Source organism: Siphonobacter sp., assembly GCF_048595215.1.
Classification (GTDB): Bacteria; Bacteroidota; Bacteroidia; order Cytophagales; family Spirosomataceae; genus Siphonobacter.
Map to the genome: position 1 here is coordinate 1 of NZ_JBMDWJ010000273.1, position 25,163 is coordinate 25,163.

Annotated in this window: 26 protein-coding genes and 1 pseudogene; 11 read left to right on the forward strand and 16 right to left on the reverse strand. The window is 47.5% G+C overall.

Annotation, left to right across the window (positions count from 1 at the left end):
• The 3 genes and pseudogenes from ACOJTG_RS16940 to radA all read right to left on the reverse strand — a co-directional run.
• Positions 1-207 (reverse strand): annotated as a pseudogene (locus ACOJTG_RS16940) (outer membrane lipoprotein-sorting protein); the annotation flags it as partial.
• A gap of 163 nt (positions 208-370) precedes the next feature.
• Positions 371-916 carry a hypothetical protein gene (locus ACOJTG_RS16945; protein ID WP_420154914.1) on the reverse strand — a complete coding sequence of 182 codons (546 nt, stop codon included), beginning with the start codon at positions 914-916 and terminating at the stop codon, positions 371-373.
• Positions 917-1,018: 102 nt separating this feature from the next.
• Complete coding sequence (gene radA, locus ACOJTG_RS16950; protein WP_420154915.1) at positions 1,019-2,395, reverse strand: DNA repair protein RadA; 1,377 nt, start codon at positions 2,393-2,395, stop codon at positions 1,019-1,021.
• Between the two features lie 160 nt (positions 2,396-2,555).
• On the opposite strand from radA, the gene ACOJTG_RS16955 reads away from it, so the two are divergent.
• Positions 2,556-3,248: a porin family protein gene (locus ACOJTG_RS16955; RefSeq protein ID WP_420154916.1), complete on the forward strand. Its 693-nt coding sequence runs from the start codon at positions 2,556-2,558 to the stop codon at positions 3,246-3,248.
• Between the two features lie 101 nt (positions 3,249-3,349).
• On the opposite strand, the gene ACOJTG_RS16960 is transcribed toward ACOJTG_RS16955, so the two are convergent.
• Positions 3,350-3,733, reverse strand: a complete 384-nt coding sequence (locus ACOJTG_RS16960) for a LytR/AlgR family response regulator transcription factor (protein WP_420154917.1) — start codon at positions 3,731-3,733, stop codon at positions 3,350-3,352.
• Positions 3,734-3,905: 172 nt separating this feature from the next.
• On the opposite strand from ACOJTG_RS16960, the gene pheS reads away from it, so the two are divergent.
• On the forward strand, positions 3,906-4,958 hold the full coding sequence (pheS, locus tag ACOJTG_RS16965; RefSeq protein ID WP_420154918.1) for a phenylalanine--tRNA ligase subunit alpha: 1,053 nt from the start codon (positions 3,906-3,908) through the stop codon (positions 4,956-4,958).
• 70 nt (positions 4,959-5,028) lie between these two features.
• Here the strand turns inward: pheS and ACOJTG_RS16970 are convergent, their stop codons facing one another.
• The 3 genes from ACOJTG_RS16970 to ACOJTG_RS16980 form a co-directional block, all read right to left on the reverse strand.
• Positions 5,029-5,553, reverse strand: a complete 525-nt coding sequence (locus ACOJTG_RS16970; RefSeq protein WP_420154919.1) for a C40 family peptidase — start codon at positions 5,551-5,553, stop codon at positions 5,029-5,031.
• Between the two features lie 283 nt (positions 5,554-5,836).
• Positions 5,837-6,283: a GNAT family N-acetyltransferase gene (locus ACOJTG_RS16975; RefSeq protein ID WP_420154920.1), complete on the reverse strand. Its 447-nt coding sequence runs from the start codon at positions 6,281-6,283 to the stop codon at positions 5,837-5,839.
• Between the two features lie 69 nt (positions 6,284-6,352).
• Entirely contained in the window at positions 6,353-7,834 is a 1,482-nt protein-coding gene (locus ACOJTG_RS16980; RefSeq protein WP_420154921.1) for a glycine--tRNA ligase, read from the reverse strand.
• 378 nt (positions 7,835-8,212) lie between these two features.
• Between ACOJTG_RS16980 and ACOJTG_RS16985 the strand changes: the two genes are divergently transcribed.
• Positions 8,213-9,466 carry a cation:proton antiporter gene (locus ACOJTG_RS16985; protein ID WP_420154922.1) on the forward strand — a complete coding sequence of 418 codons (1,254 nt, stop codon included), beginning with the start codon at positions 8,213-8,215 and terminating at the stop codon, positions 9,464-9,466.
• Positions 9,467-9,577: 111 nt separating this feature from the next.
• Positions 9,578-10,129, forward strand: a complete 552-nt coding sequence (locus tag ACOJTG_RS16990; protein ID WP_420154923.1) for a TlpA family protein disulfide reductase — start codon at positions 9,578-9,580, stop codon at positions 10,127-10,129.
• A gap of 287 nt (positions 10,130-10,416) precedes the next feature.
• On the opposite strand, the gene ACOJTG_RS16995 is transcribed toward ACOJTG_RS16990, so the two are convergent.
• Positions 10,417-10,755, reverse strand: a complete 339-nt coding sequence (locus tag ACOJTG_RS16995) for a cupin domain-containing protein (protein ID WP_420154924.1) — start codon at positions 10,753-10,755, stop codon at positions 10,417-10,419.
• Positions 10,756-10,809: 54 nt separating this feature from the next.
• On the reverse strand, positions 10,810-13,110 hold the full coding sequence (locus tag ACOJTG_RS17000; RefSeq protein WP_420154925.1) for a glycosyl hydrolase family 28 protein: 2,301 nt from the start codon (positions 13,108-13,110) through the stop codon (positions 10,810-10,812).
• Positions 13,111-13,254: 144 nt separating this feature from the next.
• Here ACOJTG_RS17000 and ACOJTG_RS17005 point away from each other — a divergent pair, with 144 nt between their 5' ends.
• From ACOJTG_RS17005 to ACOJTG_RS17015, 3 genes are all read left to right on the forward strand, one after another.
• Complete coding sequence (locus tag ACOJTG_RS17005; protein ID WP_420154926.1) at positions 13,255-14,574, forward strand: M23 family metallopeptidase; 1,320 nt, start codon at positions 13,255-13,257, stop codon at positions 14,572-14,574.
• A gap of 195 nt (positions 14,575-14,769) precedes the next feature.
• Positions 14,770-15,789: a hypothetical protein gene (locus ACOJTG_RS17010; protein WP_420154927.1), complete on the forward strand. Its 1,020-nt coding sequence runs from the start codon at positions 14,770-14,772 to the stop codon at positions 15,787-15,789.
• Between the two features lie 49 nt (positions 15,790-15,838).
• Complete coding sequence (locus tag ACOJTG_RS17015; protein WP_420154928.1) at positions 15,839-16,090, forward strand: hypothetical protein; 252 nt, start codon at positions 15,839-15,841, stop codon at positions 16,088-16,090.
• A 610-nt stretch (positions 16,091-16,700) separates the two neighbouring features.
• Here ACOJTG_RS17015 and ruvB read toward each other — a convergent pair.
• Entirely contained in the window at positions 16,701-17,729 is a 1,029-nt protein-coding gene (gene ruvB, locus ACOJTG_RS17020) for a Holliday junction branch migration DNA helicase RuvB (RefSeq protein WP_420154929.1), read from the reverse strand.
• A gap of 149 nt (positions 17,730-17,878) precedes the next feature.
• Between ruvB and ACOJTG_RS17025 the strand changes: the two genes are divergently transcribed.
• The 3 genes from ACOJTG_RS17025 to ACOJTG_RS17035 are packed head-to-tail and all read left to right on the forward strand — an operon-like array spanning position 17,879 to position 18,965.
• Positions 17,879-18,154: a hypothetical protein gene (locus ACOJTG_RS17025; protein ID WP_420154930.1), complete on the forward strand. Its 276-nt coding sequence runs from the start codon at positions 17,879-17,881 to the stop codon at positions 18,152-18,154.
• Between the two features lie 14 nt (positions 18,155-18,168).
• Positions 18,169-18,339, forward strand: coding sequence for a hypothetical protein (locus ACOJTG_RS17030; protein ID WP_420154931.1), 171 nt, complete (start codon positions 18,169-18,171; stop codon positions 18,337-18,339).
• Positions 18,336-18,965, forward strand: coding sequence for a PD-(D/E)XK nuclease-like domain-containing protein (locus tag ACOJTG_RS17035; protein WP_420154932.1), 630 nt, complete (start codon positions 18,336-18,338; stop codon positions 18,963-18,965). The genes ACOJTG_RS17030 and ACOJTG_RS17035 overlap by 4 nt, the downstream gene beginning before the upstream one ends.
• A gap of 66 nt (positions 18,966-19,031) precedes the next feature.
• Here the strand turns inward: ACOJTG_RS17035 and ACOJTG_RS17040 are convergent, their stop codons facing one another.
• The 3 genes from ACOJTG_RS17040 to ACOJTG_RS17050 form a co-directional block, all read right to left on the reverse strand.
• Positions 19,032-19,580: a DUF4385 domain-containing protein gene (locus ACOJTG_RS17040; protein ID WP_420154933.1), complete on the reverse strand. Its 549-nt coding sequence runs from the start codon at positions 19,578-19,580 to the stop codon at positions 19,032-19,034.
• Between the two features lie 101 nt (positions 19,581-19,681).
• Complete coding sequence (locus ACOJTG_RS17045; protein ID WP_420154934.1) at positions 19,682-20,263, reverse strand: type II toxin-antitoxin system VapC family toxin; 582 nt, start codon at positions 20,261-20,263, stop codon at positions 19,682-19,684.
• A gap of 45 nt (positions 20,264-20,308) precedes the next feature.
• A complete protein-coding gene (locus tag ACOJTG_RS17050; RefSeq protein ID WP_420154935.1) occupies positions 20,309-20,842 on the reverse strand; it encodes a hypothetical protein in 534 nt (177 codons plus the stop codon).
• A 122-nt stretch (positions 20,843-20,964) separates the two neighbouring features.
• On the opposite strand from ACOJTG_RS17050, the gene ACOJTG_RS17055 reads away from it, so the two are divergent.
• Entirely contained in the window at positions 20,965-21,411 is a 447-nt protein-coding gene (locus ACOJTG_RS17055) for a helix-turn-helix transcriptional regulator (protein WP_141217329.1), read from the forward strand.
• A 61-nt stretch (positions 21,412-21,472) separates the two neighbouring features.
• Here ACOJTG_RS17055 and ACOJTG_RS17060 read toward each other — a convergent pair whose 3' ends face one another.
• The 3 genes from ACOJTG_RS17060 to ACOJTG_RS17070 form a co-directional block, all read right to left on the reverse strand.
• Positions 21,473-22,168 carry a hypothetical protein gene (locus ACOJTG_RS17060; protein WP_420154936.1) on the reverse strand — a complete coding sequence of 232 codons (696 nt, stop codon included), beginning with the start codon at positions 22,166-22,168 and terminating at the stop codon, positions 21,473-21,475.
• Positions 22,169-22,295: 127 nt separating this feature from the next.
• On the reverse strand, positions 22,296-23,021 hold the full coding sequence (locus ACOJTG_RS17065) for an XRE family transcriptional regulator (RefSeq protein ID WP_420154937.1): 726 nt from the start codon (positions 23,019-23,021) through the stop codon (positions 22,296-22,298).
• Positions 23,022-23,213: 192 nt separating this feature from the next.
• On the reverse strand, positions 23,214-25,130 hold the full coding sequence (locus tag ACOJTG_RS17070; RefSeq protein ID WP_420154938.1) for a TonB-dependent receptor plug domain-containing protein: 1,917 nt from the start codon (positions 25,128-25,130) through the stop codon (positions 23,214-23,216).
• Positions 25,131-25,163: the final 33 nt, after the last annotated feature.

Genomic DNA, 25,163 nt, shown 5'->3' on the forward strand with positions numbered 1-25,163 from the left:
ACCTGTAGCAATCATCTGCTTCATCGGGATGTCCATGCCTTGCATACTCATCGAGTTTTCGATGATCAAGGTTTTGATGCCTTTGAGCTTATCAGCACCCCCACGAGCAGCGATGTGTTTATCTACAATTTCATCAACGGATTGAGCCTGTGCGTTCAATGTTAACACCAAAGCCGCCGCAGCAGCCCAGATACGTAATTTAGTCATGGTTAATGTTGGTTAAAAACGTGCGTAATGCTAAGTCAAAAATAGCGGACTTCCCTCAATACTGACTTTTTTTTCTATTAGTGGAGGAAGGATCATTTGAATGGATGAATTTCCTTTTTAAAAAAAATCACCTTTATCTAACGAACGCATATGCCTTTTTCGCCTAGCCCGCGGATAAATATCGGTTGGTTTGGGCTAAAATCGGTTTAACACTTCGAATCGCTTTCTGCAGCTGGTCCGCTGTATTGGCCTTGTCCATTACCTCGTGGCTCTCTCGCGTTTTCAGATGTAAGTTCTTTAACTGCTTTAATCGAACCGAACGTGGTGTATTGGCCTGTACCATCTGAATTTCCTGATCAAGCTCTGTTAGCTGAAGACTAATCCGATCCATCCAGTCCTGCTTTTCTCGCATAAAGGCATCTTTAGGTTCAGCTTGGGCTTTGGGATTAGGTTTCAGGATGCGTAGTGAATCCGGAATTCGTTCCATCTTGGTGGCTTTTGAAGCAAAGGCTGGTACCAAAGTGGGATCACTCTTATATACGAGGCGAGCCCGTCGCTCAGTGCGTACGGTTGTAACCGCAGGATCGACGCGTACAACTTCCTCTGTCACGCGGGCGTTCAACACTTGAGCCCCCGAATCAGTAAGCATTTCCTGGGTGTTCGGATTCATCGTTCCGCTCAAGAACCAGATATAAAGAAGACATTTCATGACGGCAATAGAGTTTGGTTGACGTATTAATTCACTGACTACCAATCTCTTATTACCGTCAAAAAACGTGCGAGTCAAGAAGCGGGCAAGGATTTACTCAAGTTACCGCAACAAGGAAATGAAAACTTCGTCGAGTTTAGAGGCTGTCCGTACCCGGATCTTATACTGATCCAGATTGAGACCTTTGGCGTTGTAGCGGGAAACCCAGATTTCCTTAAATCCCAGTTTTTCAGCCTCCGCAATCCGATTTTCAATCCGATTTACCGCTCGTACTTCGCCCCCTAATCCTACCTCCGCCGCAAAGCATACCGAAGCCGGAATGGCAATGTCCTCGTACGAAGAAACCAGTGAGGCACAGACGGCCAGATCAATGGCCGGATCTTCCACTTTCAGACCTCCAGCAATATTCAGGAAAACATCCTGAGCCCCCAGTCGAAAGCCGCCGCGTTTTTCTAATACCGCCAGTAACATGTTTAGTCGTTTCGCGTCGAAACCCGTACTACTGCGTTGGGGCGTTCCGTATGTAGCAATGGATACCAGTGACTGAATTTCAATCAGTAGGGGCCGATTTCCTTCCAGCATGGTACCAATCGTAATGCCGCTCAAGGCGTCTTCCCGCTGGGAAATCAGGATTTCTGAAGGATTACTTACCTGTCGTAACCCACTCCCCTGCATTTCGTAGATGCCTAACTCGGAGGTACTCCCAAAGCGATTCTTGGTCGTTCGTAAAATCCGGTAGGCCAGATGGCGGTCGCCTTCAAATTGTAGTACCGTGTCCACCATGTGTTCCAAGACTTTGGGTCCGGCCAGATTCCCGTCCTTAGTAATGTGACCAATCATGAATACGGGCGTTCCGGACTCTTTCGCGAATTTCATCAGCTCCGCCGTACATTCGCGTACCTGGGATACACTCCCCGCTCCCGATTCGACCAGATTGGATTGCAGGGTTTGAATGGAATCGATGACCAGTAAATCGGGTTCGAAGTTTTCAATCTGCTTGAATATATTCTGTGTGGACGTTTCCGTGAGAATGAAGCAATTGTCTGAATTCGTTCCCAATCGTTCGGCCCGCATTTTTATCTGTTGATCCGATTCCTCACCCGAAACGTAGAGTACCCGAATCCCCGGCAAATTCAAAGCAATCTGCAGCATCAGCGTGGACTTACCAATCCCTGGTTCGCCCCCAATCAGTACCAATGAGCCGGGAACAATGCCCCCACCCAGCACGCGATTCAATTCTGCATCCGGGGTTAGTACGCGGGGTTGTTCGCTGAAATTAATTTCAGTAATAGCTTTAGGACGGGCAGCAATACTTGGTCCTGCTGAAGTCGGTCGCCAGCGGCCTTTTTCGGGCTCGGCCTTCTGGATAATTTCCTCCACCATCGTATTCCATTCACCACAGGAAGGACATTTGCCCAGCCATTTGGGCGACTGGTACCCACAATTCTGACAGAAAAAAGAGGTTTTTACTTTCGCCATTGAGATGTAAACGGGCAGTTTTTAGCTTTCTGCCGATTAGTAATTTACGTTAAAAGACGTTTAAAAACAAGGATACAGAAAAGGTTTCAGAGCATTTTATAACAAAATACCGGTGGTACGACGTTTTATCATAGTTCTTCAACGTATTACCATTATATCCATGAAAAAGTACTTATTACTATGCAGCTTTCTCTGTCTGTCGGCTGCTTCAACCTTCGCCCAAAGCGACAAACCCTGGTTTCAACTGGGAATTAAAGCAGGAACGAATTTATCCCAACTGAAAACGGGCAACTTTGTAGCCAATGGTAACTATAGCGGCTCCACGCTACGGGAAAATCTTAAACAAAGCTGGGATACGCGTGCGGGTTTTGTCGGCGGTATTTACATGCGTTTTGGCCGAACGCTCTATATACAGCCCGAGGTACTGTATACGGGTAAAGGAGGCTCCTATTTGGTACAACCCATTGATGCGAATGGACAAGCGGTAGGCAGTCCTACGCAGGTAAAAGTAAAAACCGAGAACATTGATGTACCCGTCTTACTGGGATTGAAGTTTGGTCCGCTTCGGGTAAATGCGGGTCCAGTAGCTTCTTTCCTGATCGGCTCGAATGAGAGTATCAAAGAAGCCATTACAAAGTATACGCAAGGTAGCGTGAGTGATACGTTCAATCAGGCTGCCTGGGGTTACCAGCTCGGTGGTGGCCTGGATATTGGTAACTTCTCGCTAGACGTTCGTTACGAAGACAGTCTTTCTAATGTTCGGTTTGTAAATATTAGTACGCCCAACGGTAGCGATCCTTTCAAACAAAAATCGAAAAACTGGCAAGTGACTTTAGGCATGAAAGTATTTTAGTTTAGAATGTAGTACTATTCTACAGGAATGCGAAGAGCCGCTAACTAGTTAGCGGCTCTTCGCATTACTGTACTATTTGCGTGTCAATAAGTAAAATATACTTAATGATTCAAGTACTGCCGCATATAGGCCGCGAACTGATGTTTGCGACGTCGGGCAATGGAAATAATTTGACCGTCTTTCATCCATACGCAGTCTTCTCCTTTCACGTCATATCGCTGTACGTAGGCTAGGTTGATAAGGTACGATTTGTGAATCCGGAAGAACGAACTGCTTTCGGTCATGAGCTTTTCATAATCCCGTAACGTTTTCGAAACCATGATACGTTTGCCGTTACTGCAATAAAACAGCGTATAGTTACCATCTCCCTGGATCAGAATAATATCCTGCATGGGAAGGTGTTGAATGCGGCGATCAAAGACCGGTAGCGTACCCTCGGGTACAGTCCAGTTTTTCGAAGTAAATTCTAAAGGGGTTGGATACATGGTATTAGCATTAGGAATAAAACGTAACTCAAGTACAGAACAAAGGTGTAAAAAATTAAGTATAAAACATTAGTATAATATACTCTATTTTAAAAATTAGGTATTTATACGTATTGTTCGAAAAACAAAAATTCTCTGACTATTCAAACCGGCAAAAAGTTATTTTTGTGACATGATAGAGCAAGTCAACGAAATTCGCCAGCAAATCACGGCGTATACTATTGATACTAAGGAGCAACTAGAAAATTTCCGGATAGCCTACGTCGGTCGTAAAGGAGCCGTAGCAGGTTTGTTTGAATTACTCAAAACGGTTCCCGCGGAAGAGCGTCGGGCCATGGGACAGGAACTCAATTCCCTGAAAGATTTAGCTCAGGAAACCTTCCAAGCCGCCCAGGAACGTCTGGAAAATTCTCAAAATCAACAGGTTACACCTGATGTAGATTTAACCCTACCCACGATTCCAAACGAGACGGGTAGTCTCCATCCCCTTACGTTGATTCGTCAACGTATCGTCGAAATTTTTGAACGTCTGGGTTTCAACGTAGCCGATGGACCAGAGATCGAAGAAGACTGGTATAACTTTACGGCTCTGAACTTTCCCGAAAACCACCCGGCTCGTGAAATGCAGGATACGTTTTTCATCGAGAAAAACGGTCCCGGTAAGGATATTCTGCTGCACACGCATACCTCCAATATCCAGGTTCGGCTGATGGAAACGCAACAGCCGCCCTTACGTAGCATTATGCCCGGCCGCGTGTATCGCAACGAAGCCATCTCAGCCCGTGCCCACTGCTTTTTCCATCAAATCGAAGGATTGTACATTGATGAGAATGTGAGCTTCAAGGATTTGAAAGATACCTTATATCAGTTTGCCCAGGAGCTGTTTGGTTCGGAGGTACAGGTTCGTTTCCGTCCTTCGTACTTTCCTTTCACCGAGCCTAGTGCGGAAATGGATATTTCCTGCGAAATGCACCGTCCCGGTGGTTGCCGGATTTGCGGCGGAACGCAGAATCAGTGTAAAGGAACGGGTTGGGTAGAAATTCTTGGTTCGGGCATGGTTGATCCGAACGTACTGGAAAACTGCGGTATCGATTCCAAGAAATACACGGGCTTTGCCTTCGGAATGGGTATCGAACGGATCGCGAACCTGAAATACCGTGTTCGGGATTTGCGACTGTACTCCGAAAATGACGTTCGTTTCCTGCGTCAGTTCGAACAGGCCTAACAAATACTTACTTAAGCAAAAAGGCGATCGTTTTCGAAACGATCGCCTTTTTTATGGATGCATACACTAATTACGATTCAGCAGGAAGATAATCTAGTACGCCAATAACCCGGCGAAGTCCTGAAAAACGAGTTTGGTAGTACTTTTCCTGGTCAAGCCAGTCAAAGCGAACGCCGCCATTGTAAGCCGAGTGGATGAAACGGATCTTTCCATCTTTCACCTCCGACACAATGCCTACGTGTCCGATTCGATTACTGTGCGAGTTTCCACCTTTGAAGAAAATCAGATCACCGGGCTGGCAATCTTTCTTGGCAACTTCGTGCCCTAATGATTTCATGGAAGCACTGGAATGAGGGAGTAACATTCCAAAGTTTTTGAAGCAAAACCGGACGAATCCGCTGCAATCAAAACCACCTTTCGTGGTACCACCCGACCGATACCGAATATGCAAATGCTGTTCGGCAAAGTCTAGAACGTCGTTGGTATAACGCTCCAGTCGGGTGCTTTTGGGTTCCTGTTCAACCGCCGCTCGTTGGGCAAAAGATACATTCAGGAAGCAGGTAAAAAAACCTGCTAGAAGAACTTTTCTTAGCATAAAATTCGGTTTGTTGTCACAATGAGGTTCTTAAAGGTAGGCAGAATGGCTGGTACGAAAAAGGCCTTTCGGAGTTCCGAAAGGCCTGACTATGAGTTATTCTAAGGTATTCGTTTTTTTATTCAACGCTAGTATCGCTGACGTTCAGAGGCTTACCAAAAACTGCCTCAAGCGAATATTGAGAGTAAATTTTTCACTATTTTTTTTATTTTTTTCTCAAAATTCCTCAAAATGTAAGAATACTAGCTGAAACTGACTTTCTGCAAAAACCTGTGCCAGAATACTATAAGTCTTTGCCAAAGCACACGCTCAAGCTATCCTCACCATCGTAGCCGTAGTTGGGAATTTGCTCGTAACCCGTGCGTCGATACAGTTCAATTGCTTCGGGTTGTCGAACGCCTGTTTCCAGTATAACGCGACGGTATCCTAATCGACGGGCCTCTTCCTCTAATGTCTCCAACAGTCGCCGGGATACGCCCTGCCGACGGTAGCTTTCTAAGACAAACATTCGTTTGATTTCAACTACTTCCGGAGCGTAAGGTCGTAGGGCTCCACACCCTACCGCTTTTCCTTCGATTCGGGCAATGACAAAGGCTGACCCTGGGACTTCGGCGGAATGATATTCATTGGCCGGGAAATCAGGGTAGCGACGTTGCAATTCTTGTACCGCTTCCGCCAGTAACAACTGAGCATCGGCCGACTGTACGGATTCAACGTGTACATCAATCATCTTTTCTGTATTTACGACAGAGCCCGTATTCCTGCGATGAAGAATACGGGCTCTATCTTACTAACTATCTTATAAATTTTCGAAAATCCGCTCCAGCGATACGGCCTGACCAATTTTTACTTTCAGATCGGCAATAGCGATACGCTCCTGCTCGGTTGAGTCGCGGTGACGAATGGTGACCGTATTGTCTTCCAACGTTTGGTAATCTACCGCAATACAGAAGGGCGTACCAATCAGATCCTGACGGGTGTAGCGTTTCCCGATACTGTCGCGTTCTTCGTAGAATACGTTGAAATCGTACTTCAACTGATTCTGGATCTCGCGGGCTTTCTCGGGCAAGCCGTCTTTCTTCACCAAAGGTAATACCGCGGCCTTGATGGGAGCCACAGCCGGGTGCAGTTTCAGGTACGTACGAGTTTTACCGTCTTCGCTGGTTTCTTCCGTATAGGCATTGCACAGTACGGCCAGGAACAAGCGATCGGCCCCTACTGACGTTTCCACCACGTACGGGATGTAATTTCCGTAAGGTTTACCGTCTTCGTTGAGGTCGTTGTCGAAGTACTGCTGTTTTTTCTTCGAAAGCTCCTGATGGCTCTTTAAATCGAAATCCGTACGGGAGTGAATGCCTTCCATTTCCCGGAAACCGAAAGGAAACTTAAACTCAATATCCACGGCGGCATTGGCATAGTGAGCCAACTTATCGTGGGGTTTGAAACGAAGCTTACTGGCTGGAATTCCCAGGGCTTGGTGGAATTTCATCCGAGCTTCTTTCCACTTATCGTACCATTCCATTTCGGTACCGGGGCGGCAGAAGAATTGCATTTCCATCTGCTCAAATTCCCGCATCCGGAACGTAAACTGACGGGCTACGATCTCGTTCCGGAAGGCCTTGCCAATCTGGGCAATACCGAAGGGAACTTTCATCCGACCCGTTTTCTGTACGTTCAGGAAGTTTACGAAGATACCCTGAGCCGTTTCCGGACGCAGGTAAATCAAACTGGCATCGTCGGATACGGCACCTACTTGCGTAGAGAACATCAGATTGAACTGACGTACTTCCGTCCAGTTATCGGTACCGGAAACCGGACAAACAATACCTTCGGAGATAATCAGTTCGCGTACGCCTTCCAGATCATTGGCGTCGAGCAGACGGCCCATGCGGTTCAGCAAGGTTTCACCGCGTTCAGGATGACCATTATTGGCATACTCTTCGGCTTTCGCTTCAAGCAATTGATCGGCCCGGTACCGTTTTTTAGAATCTTTATTGTCGATCATCGGATCGTTGAACGAATCCACGTGACCGGAAGCTTTCCAGGTAAGCGGGTGCATGAAAATCGAGGCATCGATCCCGACAACGTTATCATGCAGCATCGTCATGGCTTTCCACCAGACCGATTTGAGGTTATTTTTTAGTTCGACGCCATACTGACCGTAATCGTATACGGCCTGTAAGCCATCGTAAATTTCAGAGGAGGGGAAAACAAAGCCGTACTCCTTGGCATGGGCGATGATGTCCTTGAGCGAGCCAGCGGGTTCCTGTTGTTCGGCCATAAAAGGTTTTTCGAAAAATCGAAGTTTGAGAAAACGGAATTCGGGGGGCAAAGATAGAGGAATCAGCCTAAAAACCTGCGGTAATACCGGGCATTCTCTGTAGGATCGTTCCTTAATTTATAGCTTCTGGACCTTTTGTACAGCCTTGGTTTTAGTAACTAAAGGCTTGCTGCTACTCCGTTTTTCTTTCTTAGGCTTTCTCAGGAAAACTCGCGTTTATCAGTAGTAATACGGTATCTGGCACAGATTTCAAGAACTGGTTACCCGAACGAACATTAGAATTTTCTAATCCCAAAAGGGCTCGATTCTGTTCACCCGAAAAAACATCTTTTATAGCCTCTACGTTACTTTTTAAGACATACCAACGTCCTTGTATCTATGGAATTATATTACACCTTCTCCGTTCTTATCGTTGTCTCCGCTATTTTTTCCTATCTGAATCTTAGGTTTTTACGATTGCCTGCTACCATCGGTATCATGGTGATGGCCTTGGTTTCTTCCGTTTTTCTGGTAGGTTTCGGACGCTTCTGGCCGCATTTTTTCGATGATGCCGCCCGCTTTATCAAAGGAGCCAACCTCGAAGAGATTCTCATGGGAGCTATGCTGAACTTCCTGCTCTTTGCCGGGGCCATTCACATTCATATTGGTGATTTGCGGGAAGAAAAACGCTACGTCATTGTGTTCTCCACGATTAGCGTTATTCTATCGACCTTACTCGTGGGAGGTTTACTTTACCTTACGCTGGGATTTTTACATATGGATATTCCGCTCATTCAGTGTCTGGTCTTTGGAGCTTTGATCTCCCCTACGGATCCCATTGCGGTACTCAGTATTCTGAAAGCGGCGGGTGTCCCTAAATCTCTGGAAACCAAAATTGCGGGTGAATCGCTCTTTAATGATGGCGTAGCCGTCGTCGTTTTTCTGACGTTGCTGGAAATGGCCCGCGAAAGCAGTACGGAATTTTCACTGGCCTCTATCTCTTTATTACTCGTGAAAGAAGCGATCGGTGGTCTACTCGTTGGTTTGATTCTGGGCTTCATTGCTTCCAAAGCCATGAAACGAATCGATGATTATAAAGTATCCGTCATGATTACGCTGGCGGTGGTGATGGGTGGTTATCTGCTGGCTCAGGCCATGCACATTTCCGGTCCGCTGACGATGGTGGCGGCGGGTCTGGTCGTAGGGAACTACGGAAAAACGCAGGCGATGTCGGAAGTTACGCAGGATTACCTGGAGAAATTCTGGGAACTGATTGATGAAATCATGAATGCCTGTCTGTTCTTACTCATTGGCTTTGAACTGATTCTGATCCCTGATTTGGGTAAATACTGGCTCGTGGGCAGCATTGCCATTGTGATTGTACTATTGGCTCGCTGGATTTCCATCGCCGTTCCTTCCCGCATTATTCCGTTTCGGGAAAAACTCGACCGTAAATCGATGGTGATTCTGGTTTGGGGTGGACTTCGCGGTGGTGTTTCCGTCGCACTGGCCCTTTCCATTGACAGTCACTTAAACAATGAACTGTTTCTATCCATCACCTATTTCGTGGTAGTATTCTCACTCATTGCCCAGGGTCTTACGATTGGTAAGCTGACCAAGCCTACCAATCCGCAGCCCGTCGATGTGATGTAATGACTCGCATAGTCCAGAAGCCATAGGGTTTGCTTATCTTTACGCAAGAAGTATGTTGAGTAGAAAACTGCTTCGAGCTGGTAGACTGGCTTAAAAATAAATATAGGTTTCATGAACTTTAGAAAAAATACGGTGTCGGTACTAGCGATGCTATTCTGTATTACCGGGTTATTGCTGACGGGTTGTCAGAGTTCACCCAAGACCGAAAACACCGAAAATAAGACCGCCGAATCGGCTCAAACGGCTACAACCGAGGCGGGTGATTTTCCGCTACAAACGCTTGACGGCAAAACAGTCAATCTTTCGGAATTGAAAGGAAAAGTCGTATTCATGAACGTTTGGGCAACCTGGTGTCCTCCCTGCCGGGCGGAGTTACCGGACATTGAAAAGCTGTACAAAAAAATGCAGGGCAAACCGGTAGAATTTGTCATGCTGACGGTAGACGAGGAGCTTCAGGCCGCCCGTGATTTTATTAAGAAAGAAGGGTATTCCTTTCCCGTGTACGCTCCTACCGGACCTCTACCCAAAGCGTTTGAAACACAGGCGATTCCCGTAACGTTTGTGATCGATGCCAACGGCAAGATTGTGGATCGGAACGAGGGTATGGCTAATTATAACAGTGATGAATTTGTAGCTCACCTGACTTCTTTATTACCGAAGTAAGGATTGTTTGAACATAGAAAAAGGGGTACGGAAGGTGTTCCGTACCCCTTTTTCTATGGAGTTCCCCGCATGGTATACGGAGCTATGTACATGAAACCTCTTCGGGGTTGGCATACGACTGGTGCAAGTTTCCAAACCTGTACCTATCATCCGGCCATAATACCCCGCATTGCATGCGGGGCTAATCAGATTGAACCCCTTCGGGGTTGAAATTACAAACTCCGAAGGGGTTCAATACGATTAGCCATGGGTAAAACCCATGGTACTTGCACGGGTACCCGTGGCATTTATACAAAGTCCTCCCGCATCGGCGTGAATACATCCACCAGTACCCCCGGCTCGCGGCATACGGCTCCGTGGGGCATGTGGGGCGGAATGTAGTAGGCATCGCCCTTCTGTAACATCTGACGTTCTTCGCCGATGATGATTTCAAATACACCGCTTTCCACGTAGCTCATCTGCGTATGCGGATGCTGATGAATCGTACCTACCGCCCCCCGCTCGAAGTCAACCATGACCATCATTAAACTGGAATCGTAGCTGAGTACTTTCCGACGTAATCCCTCGCCTACGGTTTCCCAGGAGAGGTCATCAGCTTTCACAAAACGTAATTCTTTCGGATCCATAATTCTCGGAGTTAATCGGCTTCAAAGAAAGGCATTCTATCCAGAAGGTCCGCCTTAGCGAGCGTCTTCCCGTACTTTTTTAGCCTTGGAAGTATCCGTATGTAACAATTCGACCTGTTTCGAACGATCTCCCGAAACTTTCAGTAAGAGCGAAGAAGCAGGCGAATACCCGATCCGGTCCAGCGTTATGGCCTGACTATTCTGTACCTGCATGACCGGCATCTGTTTGCTCAGCAACTGGACATTCTTCAGCGTAATACGCTGTCCTTCAATACAAACCAGTCCTTTATTGGACTCGATTACTGAATTTTCAATCAGAATATCCTGAATATTCATTTCTGGCAAACCCCGTATAAGGATTCCCGTTTCGGCTCCTTTACAGACCACATTTCGAACGAAAAACCGGCGGAACTGCGGCGTTCCTTCATTGACGGGCTTGGCTTCAATCGGTAGCGGATCGGATTTGTCACCCTTCTGCGGAACGGGATCTTTCGCCATGTAATACATATCAAACAAGATGGCTTCGCCGGGAATGCGGGTCATTTGAATGTCGGAGATGAACACATCCTCCACGATACCACCCCGGCCACGCGTAGTTTTGAACCGCAGTCCAACATCCGTTCCCAGAAACGAACAATTCGATACGAATAGATTCCGGGCACCACCCGACATTTCGCTTCCTACTACAAAACCGCCGTGGGCGTGAAAGACCGTACTGTTGCGGGCGATAACATTTTCGGTCGGTACTCCCCGCTTGCGACCCTCTTCATCGCGGCCTGATTTGATACAGATGCCGTCGTCCCCTACGTCGAAGGTACAGCCGTCAATCAGAGCGTTTTTGCAGGATTCCAGATCCAGTCCATCGCCATTCTGGGCGTACCAGGGGTTCCGTACCGTCACGTTTTTCAGCGTAATGTCCTGACATAACAGCGGATGCACACACCAGGCGGGTGAGTTTTGAATGGTAACGCCTTCCAGCAGAATGTTCTGGCAACGCGTTAGACTCAGCATGTTGGGCCGCAGAAAATCCCGAATTTCTTCGGACTTCTTGAAATCAAAGCCATTCGCCAGACTTACCGCTCCTTTCACTCTAGCCCCTTTGAGTGACTGCTCGGAAGGATACCAGATTTCGCCGTCTACAACACCGCCCGAGGCCACGAGTTTCTCCCAGGCGGGCGGGTTCAACTTGCTTTTTTTCACGGCTCGCCAGCCATCTCCCGCTCCGTCGATAAAACCTTCGCCCGTGATGGCAATGTTGTGTACTTCGGTAGCACTAATGGGAGCCTGACAACGAATGGCGTCCAGTCCTTCCCAGGTTGTTTTCACCAAGGGATAGTCACTTTTATGATCGCTGAATTGTAGTAAAGCTCCGCGTTGGAGATGCAGATTGACGTTATTTTTCAGGACAATTGGTCCCGTTAACCACAAGCCCGAGGATATTAGTACCGTACCACCACCGGCTTCACTACAGGTTATAATGGCTTTATTGATGGCGGCGGAATTCAGGGTCTGTCCGTCGGCTTTGGCTCCGTAGGTTTCAATCCGAAAGGTATCTTTCCGGAAAACGGGTTGATAAATCTGGGGAAGTTCGTAGGCCAGTTTTTCCTGGAATGGACTCTTTTTCAGAGCTTTGGCCAGTTCCGTTTTCTCTTCCCGCAGGCCATCGGCCACGAGGGCGGCCATATGAGCAGCCCCGTAGGCCGAGAAATGCGTATCGTCTTTCACTTCTTTGGGCCGACTGGCAAAGTAGCCGGGCATATACCACAAAAACAGGCGTTTGGAGGGTTCTACGCCCATGGTTTGCAGCAGTTGACGGCTTTTTTGATGCAAATCCACCAGAGGTACTTTTTGCTGTTGAGCCACGGCTTTTACTGCCGCCGGATAGTCGCCGTGCGTATCCTGAACCGTTCCTTTTTCGTCAAACCGACGACGCATCACGGGCGTAATCAGTACAGGATGGGCTCCCTTCGCTTTCGTTTCCCGGATAAAACGGGTCAGGTTTTCGCGGTACATCGTTTGCGGATCGGCATATCGGGTGGAATCTTCCTTTTTTTCATCGTTGTGCCCAAACTGAATCAGTACCCAGTCCCCCGCGTGCAGCTCATCCAGCACCTTCTTCCAGCGGCCTTCGTTGATGAAACTTTTCGTACTGCGACCGTTAACGGCGTGATTACGAACCACTACGGTTTCATCCAGAAATTCAGGCAGCATTTGTCCCCAACCCCGTTCCGGGTCCTGTGGATTCGGTTTAGTAGCCAGGGTCGAATCGCCAATCAGGAAGACCTGCTTGCGGGAATCTAGGGTTTGAAACGAGAGACTAACCAGCAAACTGGCAAAAACAAGGATTTTCTTCATAGCATCGATACAGCATCATTCGCTATAAAGACGCGATCCGGTGAACGCATCCCTAGCCTGACCCGAAAAACCACCCTGATTTTGGCTCTTCCCTCTGGCATTCTCTTTTCTGGGATACCCGTCTGATTATTCCGAAGTCTAGCCATGAAATCATATACACTGGTCACGCTGCTGCTGCTTGGTTTGCTGAGTGCCTGCAATAAGCCAAGCACCGTCATTCAGGCACTCCTGGGTGAACAATCTCCCCGTGATACCTACGTCCGTACCTTACGAAAACAGGGCATGCTTGAAACAGAAGCCGTACAGCAGTGGCTGAATGCGGGCGAAACGGCCCTCCGCGATTCCTTGATTGTTTCACTGCCGTTTCGGGAAGACGGCGTATTCCCGGCGGGTGGTCAGCGGGTGTTTACGTACCAGTTTACCCTACCCGCGGGTCGGCGGCTGGAAGTTCAGCTGAACAGTACAGATAGTCTGTACTTTCTCGACTTGTTTCAGCTCCGGGAAAATGCTTCACCTCAACGTCTGGCGTATCTATCGGAGAAAAACCGAATCCTCCGCTGGGAGGCGACGGACGATACGCCGCTTTTGCTCCGCCTGCAACCGCAACTTTCGCAACCTGAAAGCGAGTTTTCGCTTCGTTTACGAACGGAACCCCTGCTGGCTTTCCCCGTGGCGGGACGATCCGCCCAACACATCATCAGTTTCTGGGGAGCGGCTCGTGATGGCGGAGCCCGCTCACACGAGGGCATTGACGTCATTGCTCCACGCGGCACGCCCCTGCTGGCCTCAGTACCGGGTTACATCACTCGCACGGGTACGAATCCGCTGGGAGGTAACGTCGTGCATCTTTCCGCCGATGGCTTGAATCTCTCGCTCTACTACGCTCACCTCGACCAGCAGTTGGTACAGTCCGGGCAACGCGTACGAACGGGCGATACGCTGGGAACGGTTGGCAATACGGGCAACGCTATTACCACGGCTCCGCACCTGCATTTTGGAATTTATCGCTCAGGCGGGGCGGTTGATCCACTCCCGTACGTACAGGCTCCGGAATTCCCCGCCGCTACGGTCTCCAAACGATCTGCCGATACCTTACGGACCCGGGAAGCGACCGCCCTCTTCAGTAGTTTGCCCCCGTCGCGTACCACCCGCCAGCGACTGCCCCGACACGCGATCGTGTGGGTGGAAGCGGCCACTAAGGGATACTTCCGGGTTCAGACACCCGAAGGGCAGCGAGGGTATGTACTCGCCAGCAGTATTCAGCCTACGGATAAACGGCTCAGTCGCCGGAAACTTACGACGATGGAAATCTTCCGGGAAAGCCTGACGGAAGCCGCAGCAGATACACTTCCCAGAGGAACGACCATCGACGTACTGGGGACTGCTGCCGCTCACGAATTCATTCGTTTGTCGGACGGGCGACGGGGCTGGATTCCGACGATTTCTGACGTAAAAACGCTCTGATTTCTGCTCGAAAAAGAGCCAAACTCGTCCCGCCGGAATCCTGTTTTTTTGAAGCCGAAAAAATATTTCAAAATCACAAAAAATACGGTGTCAAAATATTGATTATCAGTACACTATGTCCTATAAAATAATTATCTTTAAGGAACATAAGTCTAGTAAAGGATGTTCTATTAATCCATAAGCCTCCTTGAAAAAATGCAAGAAAATAATCAGTCACTAGCGATACATCAGGAAGAGGATGAGCAGTGGAAACAATCCATTGCCGCCCGCGTTTTTCTGAACCACTTTTTTGGTATTCACTACCACATCCGGCATACGGAAGAGAACAGCAAATTAGCTGATCTGGATCGATTCCGTAACTACGCTCCCCGCATGAACCAGGCGAGTTTGGACATGACCAAGCGGATGTTACTGAATGCTTGGAATACCGAATATGCCCTGCGGAATACAGCCTCCATGGGTGATGACTCGTTTCTGTCGAATGCCTTACATTGGACCTTCCCGCAGGCCTATTACTGCGTGTGGTATAGCCTCCGGGCCTTTCTAGCTACCCAGGGCGTCATGACCAATGATGAGATGAATATTCGCCGACGGACGAGCCGACTGGTTGCTAATTCCTATTACCCACGTTACCTGAGTTTCTACGCCGATGGCCCGCTGGATCATTACCATGTGCATCGACTGCCACGTGGGCATCGCAAACCGGGTTTGTTACTAGCAGATACGCCGTTTGAAGCCCAGGCTCAGGTAGGACAGTTTTTGCGTACGACGCGGACGTTACAACTTCGTTCGCTGCGGCAGAAATTACAGACCAACCCCGCTATTGCGTTACGGAGTGAACGTACGGGTAAGATTTTGGAAAAATTTAGTCAACAAAACTGGCAAGAACTTTCCGATCGTATTGGATTAACAACGTTTTTGGATTTGTTTTCCAGATTACGCATTTCCTCTACAAATCGAGAAATTGAACGTTTCGTAAATATTGATCTGGATTTTAAGCTTTTCAACGTTTGTTTGCTCGACATTGTCGACCATATTAATGCGGTACATGAAGCATACGTAGTAAAAGCAATGGGCGTAGCGGCGTATCGTGAGTTTTTGGCAACCTTGCCTGAGTATCTGCAAAATAGTTTCGTTCAGCGACGTTTTACCGAACGAATTCGACCCGAAATTGATACCCGTTTATTCCCACTAACAGGCCAGATTGCGGCCTAAGGATGCGTACGTAAAAGATATTTAAACAGTATTCAACCCAATAATAGCCATGAGTCAAGAAACCATTTTTATGAAGTCGAAAGGCGGTGGCCAGTACTTCAAATGCCAAGGCGACGAAGTAAAGATTATCTGTTTGTATGAGTTTAATCCACTGGTTGAACGAACTCGGATGCGTCCGGATACACTGGGAAAACTAGCCTGCGATCCTTGCACGGAAAGTGAGTTCAGAGAAGCTGAAATGCGAGTAGCCCGTTTATTGGATTTACCTGTAGCACTCAGCGAAGCTACAAATCGAGCGTAAGGCGGCAACTCAGCCATCGTAGCTATATGATACGATGGCCAATTTAATAACCGTATTTACTGATTACTAATCTTACAGTACTATACGTCGTGTAACTTTATTAAACAGACATTTATTTAGTAAAAACAAAAAGCGTTGATGTCAGAAACATCGACGCTTTTACATTATAGACATTGAAGTCAAGCCGCCAAACTTACTTCAATTGAATATTCCCATTAAGCTGGGAATACGAAATTATAAAATTTATAGCATACTCATACTACAAATTATTTTTTGAATTTTAAATCAAGTCATTGGTATACCTATTTAAAGCAACCCTTTTCTTAATTCGTATCATTTTTACAAAGTCTTACTTTCCATTTTAATTGCATTTCTATACATAATATGCTTAATTCTTTATTCTAACTATCGTCAAATGAGTAGTTATCATGAATGATTTACTACTAGTCCAATGCTCAACACAAGACTTAACCCATTACTACATTTTAGATCAACTAAACATTAAAATTATTTCAAATTATAAGTCATATAAAATGCAAAAAGAGTCGATTCTATCGACTCTTTTTGCATTTTATATATAGAATTTAGACTCGCAGTATAAAGAATTAAATTAAGCCGCCATTTGAAAAGCATTTGTTTTCGTGGGAAAATCAAATCCTAAATGGCGATAGGCTTTTTCGGTAGCTTCCCGTCCGCGAGGTGTACGCATTAAGTATCCTTCCTGAATAAGGAAAGGTTCATACACTTCTTCAATAGTTTCCGCTTCATCCCCGATAGCCGTGGCAATGGTAGAGAGACCTACCGGGCCTCCCTTGAATTTTTCAATAATCGCCAGCAGAATTCGGTTATCCATTTCGTCCAGCCCTCCTTCATCTACTTCCAGGGCTTTCAGCGACAGCGAGGCAATATCCCGCGTAATGGTTCCATTCCCTAGGACCTGAGCAAAGTCACGCGTACGACGCAACAGATTATTGGCAATACGCGGCGTACCCCGACTCCGGCGGGCCAGCTCCATAGCTCCTTCCGGCTCGATGGGCGTACCTAACATGGTCGAAGAACGGGTAATAATGCTTGACAACAAATCCGCGTCGTAGTATTCCAATCGGCAGTTGATGCCAAACCGAGCTCGTAACGGTGAGGTAAGCAGCCCCGCCCGCGTTGTCGCTCCAATCAAAGTAAAAGGATTCAAACCGATTTGTACGGTTCGGGAATTAGGTCCGGAATCGAGCAAAATATCAATTCGGTAATCCTCCATGGCCGAGTACAGGTACTCTTCTACCACAGGATTGAGCCGGTGAATCTCATCAATAAACAGTACGTCGCCCGTTTGTAAGGTAGTCAGCACGCCCGTCAGGTCACTGGGCTTTTCCAGTACGGGTCCAGTGGTTGCTTTCAGTCCGGCTCCCATCTCGTTAGCCAGAATGTGGGAAAGCGTCGTTTTGCCCAAACCCGGAGGTCCGTGCAACAATACATGGTCGAGCGTTTCGCCGCGTTGCTTGGCCGCCTGAACGAAAATCTTCAGGTTCTCCAGCACTTTTTCCTGCCCCGTAAAGTCGTCGAACGAGAGCGGACGCAACGCCCGTTCAAATTCCCGATCGGCGTCCTTTACGGTCTTCTGACGAACAATATTTTCTTCCATCGGTGATTATCTTTTTTATTCAAATATACCCAAACATTTGCATAGTTGCCAGTATTAAAAGTAAAATAATGAAATAAAATCTATTTTTTTGATCCAAATAGGCAACTATTTATGTATATTTGTATATCAACTATTGACCATTCCACGCGATGATTATTCAACGAGATTTGTTCTATCAGACGCCCGATGGCGAACATTTTTTCCGTCAGGAAGAAGGCTTTGTAACGATCGTAGCCTACCGGGAAGAGTGCCCGGCTATTCAGCGGCTTCGGTACTGGCCCGGTATGTTGTACGCCTATGGCTGCGTACCTACTTCGGCCGCAGCGTACGCTCACGCATTTAATCAGACTGAAGCGTTATTACGCAATATGGCTCCGAAAATGGCCGACGAAATTCCATTCATTCCGGGCAAAATTGCTTCCTAATTTTAGTCACCCGTATGTCTACTAAATCATTCGCATTGCTCTGTATTCGTCAGGATGTAGCCCGGCATGGGCACCTGACGCCCGAGGGAATGAGGATCTATCGGGATTGTAAACTTACGGCCCGCGAATTATCGCAGGCTACTTCACAAGGACTGGAATTATATCAGCAATGGAGACGAAAATGAATGAAGAAAGTTATCGGCAGCTTCGCCGGATCTCGAATAGCGACCTAAGCCGCTTTCGGGATTATTTATTTGGTAAGAAATCGTATATCCCTCCCCGTACTGCCACCTTTGGTCGGGCGTTGCACGCGACGCTGCTGGAGCCAAACGTCCCTCCCATTGAGGTGCATACGGCGGATCAGGAACGACTGGCTCTGCTGGAAAAGAACCTGCGTTCGCATAAAGCGTTTAACTGGTACCGCCAATACTCCAAAAAGGAGCACGCTCAGTTATTTACGGACCCGCTTACAACTTTACCCTGTAAGGCTCGTTTGGATATGGTTTATCAGGATCGAGTAGTACTTGATTTGAAGACTACCTCCGCCCATTCGTACCAGGACTTCATCAGTCAGTGCCATAATCTGGAGTATGACCGACAGGCGGCCTTTTATCTGGATAGCCTGGGAGGTACGGGGAAGCAGTTTATTTTCGTAGGGGTTCAGAAAAAAGAACCGTACGATATTTTCTGGTTTGAAACAACGCCGGAATTTCTGGCAGAGGGTCGTAAGAAGTATCAGTTTCTGCTAGAAACCTGGAAAGAAGTAAACTTTGATTTCAATCAGGGTAAGCCCTGGCGTCTGGTTGCCTGATTATCAACGATCGCTCGATCGTTCTTCCCGAAGGCTTAGGGCTTTCGGGAAGATTTTCAACTTTGCCTACTTCCCTCTTACGTACTTTTCGTTAAAGGCTTCTTTTTGCTTCAGGTATTCGGGATGCTGACGGGCTTGATCCCAGTACGCTTTGAAGACTGTAGCCGCCTTTGCTTTTTCGCTGGTTAACGCATCTTCCTCCTGCGGACGGAGTGGATTTTTTTTATGAATACTTCCGGAAGAATAGGGATATGCCCGGGTTTCGGGTTCATAATCGCTTGCCTTTTCTGTATACTTCTTCCCACTGGCGTGATTGGCGTAGCGTCGGGCTCGTGTAAAACCCATTTGTAAATACTTTCGGGCCATATCTGCTCCCACAAAATCCTGCTCGGCCAGGTACGTTTCGAATTTTTTATAAATGGCTTCCGCTGATTCCTGAGCAATGGCTTCAGTACGAAATCGCCACAGGGGTAAGATTTCTGATTTATAGGGTTCGACCAGTAGTACTCCCTGTTCTCCTACGCCTACGCGATATAATTCCGGATGCTCCCGAAAATCGGTTTTCCGAAAGTCCAGATCATACTGAAAGGCCTTTTTCGACGGTTTCTTTTCCATTTTCCTAAAAGCTGATACCTGACCTAGCAAAAAAAGCGGCCCAGCCTGAAACAGACCGGGCCTAGGTATAGGTGGGTAGAATAGAGAATTCGCTGCGAAAGTTACCAAAGCTGCTTCAATCCCTGGGGACGGTATAATTCAAAATGACCATCGGGGGAAATCAGCGTTGCTCCAGTTGACAAGGCCTGAGCAGCCAGCCAGCCGCAGGTAATGCGTTTCGCCGGGGCGGTCAGAGCCGTCAGATTACGATATTTTTCAAGGGCCTGGGCATCCATGGGTAGTAACTGTAACTTGTAGTGATTCATGACCTGTTGCATAAACTCACCGAAGTTGACCCGGATTCCGTACAAACCCTGCTTCATTTTTTCAGCCAGCTCCAGCCAGGAACATTCACTAACGTAACACACCGTACCCGGCTCGTTGATGGCCACTACGGCCGTTTGAGAGAGGCGGTACGCGTCACGGATGAGATAGTCCAGCGTTGGTGTGTCAAGTAGCAATCGCGTCGGCCAGCGTTTAGGCTCCTTGTACTCGTGCTTAAGGGCCTGAACTTCCTGCCAGACCTGCGGCGAAACTTTTTCGATAAAATCCTTAGGCACCTTCGTTACTTTCCGTGAACGACTAGCGACTGAAGCCATTGCTTCAACGGGAAGAACCGGCGGTGGGGTTATTTTTGAAGGCATGGCTTACTTCTTTTTGGTACTCAGTTAGTTAAAACAATCTATCGACTAGGCCCGTTGGGGGTAGGCCGTATTTTTCTCGGAAAAACTGCCGTGAAAACGTTCCAGATATTCAGCTCGCCGCTCAAAGTGACTGTGCAGAAGCTGAACAATCCGGCGACGACTTAGCGGTCTACGCCAGCGACTCACACGTGAACGTACCTCCTTAAACGCTACTACAAATTCACGGTAACTTTCGTAGGGAAACTGCTGAGCCAATTCTTCGGCCAGCGAGCTAATCTGGACGGGTAACAACCGACAGTCTGCCTGAGCCGCCATCGATAAATCAGCCAGGGTTACGCACAAAAGCTTTACTACTGTATCTTTTCCCAGCTTTCGCCCAATTTCACTACACTTAGGAAACCGCCAGGCTGTACCGAAGGTGGAATTTTCCCGTAAGTGTTCATATAATTCCAGCATACTTGCCGAAGGCGTAGCGGCCTGACGTATGCTCAGGGATGTCAGGCCCTGCAACAATTGGTGCTCCACCGAAGGTTGCGAAGACAAGCGGCCCAGTATCGGTTCAGAATGAAGTTTGATCATTTCAGAATCAGGAAATCTTCCCGTTATTTTAGAAACATCAAAAATTTGTTGAGCAGTTGACGCAAGAATTTAAAAAACGATTGACTACTTTTGCTGCACGCCACAACAACTCTTGCATCACCATGGAATCATCTTCAATGACGACTATCTACGAAAGACTCTCTCATCTCATCCAGCTCAAAAAGCTGACGCCTTACCGTTTCAGTCAGGAATTAGGGTTTTCGAAACCCGCTAAATTGTACTCGATTCTTAAAGGGAAAACGCAGCCCAGCTACGATACCCTTACTTCCATTGCCACGGTTTATCATGATCTGGACTGTAACTGGTTACTTCGCGGTACGGGTCAGACGTACATTACGCTTACGCCTGTGGTACCGTCTGAAAGCATAAACGCAGAAACGGAAGGACCTTTACTCGGCGTGGAATTACTACAAAAACAAATTCAATTCCTTGAAAAACAGGTCAGTGACCGTGATGAAGTGATTGCTTTGCTGAAAGAGCAAATCATCGTTTTACGTGACGTGATCAATCGGCTTAAGCCCGTTAACGAAAACGTTACGCTTTCCTAGAAAGTCCGCCTTCTCTCTCCTGCACCTATTCTTTTTCACAGGCGGACCTTCTAGTTCACGTTTAAGCTGCTTTTGAACCCAATTCCTTCACCGATTCGGGTAAGGATACTACTTCGGGCTCGGGCAGTCGATTATAATACTTGGAAACAATCCGGTGCATCGCCGAATCCGTCAGCGTTTCTGCCCGGTATAAATGATGATCACGGGCAAAGTCGCGATACTGGCGTACGCTCTCGACTTCGCCAGACCGATACGAAAACCGAGCAATGTACCAGGATTTTCCTGAGTCCATTTTACTGGTCACCTTTTCGGGTTTGATGGTGATAATCAGATCACAAAGCGTTTTTCTTTCGTAAAAAACGGGTTGCATCATCCGATACAATTCCGATACCGACGTATTATTGAACATCAGAGACGCTACGCAATGATCGGCGTCGATAAAGAAAAACTCCGCCCACACTTCTCGTTCGCTTCGCGTAAATAACGTATCCTCAAAAATCCGGTAAGCAATCGGCTGAAACGAAAATTCCGTAATGGGCTTGCCCATGGAATCGGTCAGGATGCGTTCGCCGTATAGATTGAATTGTCCATTCTGACCATTGAAACGGTATTCCCGCGGGTGACCTTCCAGATACAGAAATTTACTTTCCGTAACCAGAGCCCCCGTTTCTTCGTCTACGCGTTCAATTTCATAAGACTTGAGTTTCTGAGCGGGCTGACCCAACTGCACCGTATCAGTTGAAAGGGATGAATTCATAGGAACAGTGATTAATTTGTGACTTCCTTAAGTCTATATCTTTTGTACAAATATAAAACATAAATTTAGTTTTATACAAAAAATAAAGACATTTAGTTAAAAAAATTATTCACTGTCCCTACGAGACTCAAGCCGGGAATTTATTCTCGAAAAATCCGGCAAATCGCCACAGTTCTTTGATGTCTTCCCGACGGACCGGATACGGAGCAAAACGTTCGTTGAGTGATTTCAGCACGAGTACGCCCGTTTCGGCCAGGTAGTTATAAACCATTTTCAGCACTACCCCTTCATTCTTCGTTACCACCAGGCAAATAGTACCATTCTTCACGCTTTCCCAACTTTCGATGTATTCACCGAATACTACAGCACCATCCCGCAAGGGAGGCATTGATTCCCCTTCGTAAGGGAAAGCCCGGTATTTACGATCACGAGCTAGAAAAGGCAAGTGAAACGTGGGTAGTTTACCGATGAAGTCGATATCACCATACCCCTCAGCGTAACCACCCAGAGCCTTCACGTGCACAAACTCTACGTTTTCCTGATCCTGGGTATCCACGGTCGTGGCCAGTACCCGCAGCTCAGGAATTTTAGGCATATTCAGGGGCTCTTTACTTAAATCCTTTCGGAGGATGTCGTCTACGCTTACCTGGAAAAAGTCAGCAACTTTAATCAGATCACCGTAGCGGGGTTCTGCCCGACCGGACTCGTATGCCGCCCAGGTCGATTTCTTCAGTCCTAATTCATCCGCCAGCCGTTGTTGGGATACGCGTCCTTCCAATCGGCTACGTAGCTGAACCAGATTCCGGGCAAAAAAATCATTTTGCGTCAGCTCTTGAGCAGAAGTATTATCCATTTTTTTTAGTCAATTCGTACACCTTTTGAACAAAGATAGCGGAATTATCTCGTAACGAGCAAGAAACGTATACAATTTTTACTTTATATCGGCTCTCTTTTTTAGCAAACGGTTTTTATACGTTCGCCATCAGTAGCCGTAAAGCCCAAAAAAGGCTGGTAGTACTACCAGCCTTTTACTTCAACGTCCTTCTTACAAGGTCAAGGATATTCCTCCGGTGAGCCAGCGACCCGGTTGCTGGACGAAGCCATGTTCGTAATACGTCTGATTAATCAGGTTATTTACGTCGGCAAAGAGTCGGAATTTGGGTTGCGTCCAGGACAATCGCGTATCGACCAGATGAATCGTTGCGTAGGGTTGCGGCGGCGTACTGGCATCCCACTGGTAGTCGCCTTCGCGTTTTTTGAGCGTGTACCAGGCATCCAGCGTGAGATTTTTCGCCAGTCGAACGTTCGCACCCAAGCTTAGCTTATGCCGCAAATAATTGAGCGTGTAAAAAGACTGGAAGTTGATCTGTTTCTGATCCGCCGAGATGTACGCGTAGTTAAAGGTTAGTCGCTGCAGCCAATAATTGGGCTTATTCATTACCTGACTCATCTGCAAGGCATACGCCACTTCCACGCCAAAGGTATTCAGGTTGCGAATATTCTCAATCCGCGGCACGGACTGATCAGGACGTTTGATTTTATCGATAGCCGTACTGCTCTGCCGGTAAAACGCCGAAAGCGTCAGCTGGTCCACAGCCGTAAAACGCTTGGTACCCACTTCGTAACTCCAGGCTTTTTCGGGTTGTACGTTCGGATCGGCGATCACCGTGGAAGAATTCAGGTACATTTCCGTAAACGTCGGGTAACGCACCGCCCGGTTGGCACTGGCGTATACATTCACGCGGTCCGTTAGGGTATACGAAAGATCGACGCCCGGATACCATTCGTTACCAAACTGAGAGTTGATGTTAAACAGCGTACCCGCTACTAAGGTCAGACGTTCCCAGCGTTTGAGGTGCTCCAGATACACATTCACGTTATCGCGATCTTTACCGAAGGTGTACTTCTGACCAAAGAAAGCAGGTACGGCTTTGGGCTTCGCCAGAGCATCCCCCAAGCGATTACTGATGATACTCTCCCGCCGCCATTCGGCTCCGAAGGACGTAGTGCCCCAGGCGTGGGTCCATCGGTTCCGCCATTCGATATTGTATACGTTAGTTTGGTGGAAGTTTACCGAAGCAGGCTTGGTTTCGCGGTAGTTATCAAAGTCGTACAAATCAAAATGCCGCCGCCAGGAACCAGTCAAATTCGAGTACCACTGGCGAGTAAGCTGCCGGTCGGCCTGAGCGACTACGAAATACTGTTTGACCTGTTCGTACTGGTTGTAAAACTTGGGATGATAAAAGTTGGAGGCTCCAAACTGATTATCCATGAAGCCCCCCTGCAGAGCCAGTGTTGTTTTGTTTAGCGTCAAAGCCGTACGTCCGTACAGGTTGTGCCGATCGAAAGCGGTATTATGAGCGTACCCGTCACTGTGGATTTTCTCGGCGGCCACCAGCGTAGATTGTTTGTCAGTAGTCAATCCCACCGATGTATTGAGCTGATACAACCCATATTCTCCCCCGGCTAGTCCTACGTTAACCTGACTCGGCTGGTTTTTCTTCGTGATAATATTGATTACGCCGGAAAATGCACTGGGTCCGAATACCCGTGAAGCTCCGCCCTGCAAAATCTCAATTTTCTCAATCGCTGATAAGGGAAAGGGCAAATTCAGGGAATGGTGACCCGTTTGCGGATCATTCATCTTAATACCATCGACCAGGATCAGCGTTTGATCAAAATTCCCCCCGCGAATACTGACATCGGCCTGTACCCCTAGCGGAGCTCGCGAACGTACGTCCACATTAAGGGCGTACTGCAAAATACCATCGAGTGTTTTCACGGGAGCTTTTTCAATTTCCTGAGCCGTAATGACGGTGACGTTACGGGCAGTTTTGCGAATTTCGGTTGACTGTAAATTGACCGTAACCGTCACTTCGGACAAACCAACGGTTTTCGTACTGTCCTGGGCTTGGGAAAGAAAAGAAACTAAAGAAGTAACGATTATAAATATACGTTTCATGCAATACATTAGCTTCTCCGCACGCACAGTGGT

What these genes read in the sequence shown, in the direction of transcription:
- ACOJTG_RS16945 (WP_420154914.1), bottom strand. Translation starts at nt 916, where the DNA reads ATGAAATGTCTTCTTTATATCTGGTTCTTGAGCGGAACGATGAATCCG.
- radA (WP_420154915.1), bottom strand. Translation starts at nt 2,395, where the DNA reads ATGGCGAAAGTAAAAACCTCTTTTTTCTGTCAGAATTGTGGGTACCAG.
- ACOJTG_RS16955 (WP_420154916.1), top strand. Translation starts at nt 2,556, where the DNA reads ATGAAAAAGTACTTATTACTATGCAGCTTTCTCTGTCTGTCGGCTGCT.
- ACOJTG_RS16960 (WP_420154917.1), bottom strand. Translation starts at nt 3,733, where the DNA reads ATGTATCCAACCCCTTTAGAATTTACTTCGAAAAACTGGACTGTACCC.
- pheS (WP_420154918.1), top strand. Translation starts at nt 3,906, where the DNA reads ATGATAGAGCAAGTCAACGAAATTCGCCAGCAAATCACGGCGTATACT.
- ACOJTG_RS16970 (WP_420154919.1), bottom strand. Translation starts at nt 5,553, where the DNA reads ATGCTAAGAAAAGTTCTTCTAGCAGGTTTTTTTACCTGCTTCCTGAAT.
- ACOJTG_RS16975 (WP_420154920.1), bottom strand. Translation starts at nt 6,283, where the DNA reads ATGATTGATGTACACGTTGAATCCGTACAGTCGGCCGATGCTCAGTTG.
- ACOJTG_RS16980 (WP_420154921.1), bottom strand. Translation starts at nt 7,834, where the DNA reads ATGGCCGAACAACAGGAACCCGCTGGCTCGCTCAAGGACATCATCGCC.
- ACOJTG_RS16985 (WP_420154922.1), top strand. Translation starts at nt 8,213, where the DNA reads ATGGAATTATATTACACCTTCTCCGTTCTTATCGTTGTCTCCGCTATT.
- ACOJTG_RS16990 (WP_420154923.1), top strand. Translation starts at nt 9,578, where the DNA reads ATGAACTTTAGAAAAAATACGGTGTCGGTACTAGCGATGCTATTCTGT.
- ACOJTG_RS16995 (WP_420154924.1), bottom strand. Translation starts at nt 10,755, where the DNA reads ATGGATCCGAAAGAATTACGTTTTGTGAAAGCTGATGACCTCTCCTGG.
- ACOJTG_RS17000 (WP_420154925.1), bottom strand. Translation starts at nt 13,110, where the DNA reads ATGAAGAAAATCCTTGTTTTTGCCAGTTTGCTGGTTAGTCTCTCGTTT.
- ACOJTG_RS17005 (WP_420154926.1), top strand. Translation starts at nt 13,255, where the DNA reads ATGAAATCATATACACTGGTCACGCTGCTGCTGCTTGGTTTGCTGAGT.
- ACOJTG_RS17010 (WP_420154927.1), top strand. Translation starts at nt 14,770, where the DNA reads ATGCAAGAAAATAATCAGTCACTAGCGATACATCAGGAAGAGGATGAG.
- ACOJTG_RS17015 (WP_420154928.1), top strand. Translation starts at nt 15,839, where the DNA reads ATGAGTCAAGAAACCATTTTTATGAAGTCGAAAGGCGGTGGCCAGTAC.
- ruvB (WP_420154929.1), bottom strand. Translation starts at nt 17,729, where the DNA reads ATGGAAGAAAATATTGTTCGTCAGAAGACCGTAAAGGACGCCGATCGG.
- ACOJTG_RS17025 (WP_420154930.1), top strand. Translation starts at nt 17,879, where the DNA reads ATGATTATTCAACGAGATTTGTTCTATCAGACGCCCGATGGCGAACAT.
- ACOJTG_RS17030 (WP_420154931.1), top strand. Translation starts at nt 18,169, where the DNA reads ATGTCTACTAAATCATTCGCATTGCTCTGTATTCGTCAGGATGTAGCC.
- ACOJTG_RS17035 (WP_420154932.1), top strand. Translation starts at nt 18,336, where the DNA reads ATGAATGAAGAAAGTTATCGGCAGCTTCGCCGGATCTCGAATAGCGAC.
- ACOJTG_RS17040 (WP_420154933.1), bottom strand. Translation starts at nt 19,580, where the DNA reads ATGGAAAAGAAACCGTCGAAAAAGGCCTTTCAGTATGATCTGGACTTT.
- ACOJTG_RS17045 (WP_420154934.1), bottom strand. Translation starts at nt 20,263, where the DNA reads ATGCCTTCAAAAATAACCCCACCGCCGGTTCTTCCCGTTGAAGCAATG.
- ACOJTG_RS17050 (WP_420154935.1), bottom strand. Translation starts at nt 20,842, where the DNA reads ATGATCAAACTTCATTCTGAACCGATACTGGGCCGCTTGTCTTCGCAA.
- ACOJTG_RS17055 (WP_141217329.1), top strand. Translation starts at nt 20,965, where the DNA reads ATGGAATCATCTTCAATGACGACTATCTACGAAAGACTCTCTCATCTC.
- ACOJTG_RS17060 (WP_420154936.1), bottom strand. Translation starts at nt 22,168, where the DNA reads ATGAATTCATCCCTTTCAACTGATACGGTGCAGTTGGGTCAGCCCGCT.
- ACOJTG_RS17065 (WP_420154937.1), bottom strand. Translation starts at nt 23,021, where the DNA reads ATGGATAATACTTCTGCTCAAGAGCTGACGCAAAATGATTTTTTTGCC.
- ACOJTG_RS17070 (WP_420154938.1), bottom strand. Translation starts at nt 25,130, where the DNA reads ATGAAACGTATATTTATAATCGTTACTTCTTTAGTTTCTTTTCTTTCC.